Origin of the sequence: Mesorhizobium norvegicum (genome assembly GCF_004919685.1) — a bacterium.
Lineage (GTDB): Bacteria > Pseudomonadota > Alphaproteobacteria > Rhizobiales > Rhizobiaceae > Mesorhizobium > Mesorhizobium norvegicum.
In genome coordinates this window covers 1-424 of the sequence record NZ_SMYZ01000213.1, presented here as the reverse complement: position 1 = coordinate 424, position 424 = coordinate 1, and the positions used below count along the sequence as shown (strand labels likewise).

General features: G+C 61.8%; 1 protein-coding gene. It reads right to left on the bottom strand.

The window, feature by feature from the left end; translation table 11 throughout:
• Positions 1–84: 84 nt before the first annotated feature.
• Positions 85–424, bottom strand: a 340-nt coding sequence (locus FCU66_RS40800) for a hypothetical protein (protein ID WP_136625532.1), incomplete at its 5' end; no start/stop codon positions are given.

Genomic DNA, 424 nt, shown 5'->3' with positions numbered 1-424 from the left:
CGTCGCGGAGACCCGAGGATGACGAAGCGAACGCAAGCGACCAGTCAAAACGTCTATGCAGAGGCAGTGAGCGGTGGCCCCCGCTTACTCGACCTTCGTCCAGGCGAAAACCAGCCAGGCGTATTTCGATTTTTCGTCGGGTTCGGCAGTGTAGGTCATCTGCAAGTCGCCGTCCTTGGCGTAGATATCGAGCCTCGGCGCCGTATCCAGCTTGAGCCACGCCGAACTGTTGGCGAAGGACCAGGTTCCGCACCAGACGCAGGCCCCCGAATTCGGATCACCGGGCTGATGAAAATTGTAGCGGCCGTCCGCCGTGATCTCCAGATAGTCGAACGCGCCGTAAAACGCGGTCACCGTCTGCTGGAACTCATTGGCGGCCGCCTCTTGTTCCGGCGTCGGCGCATCCGTCATGTCGCGCGGCGGC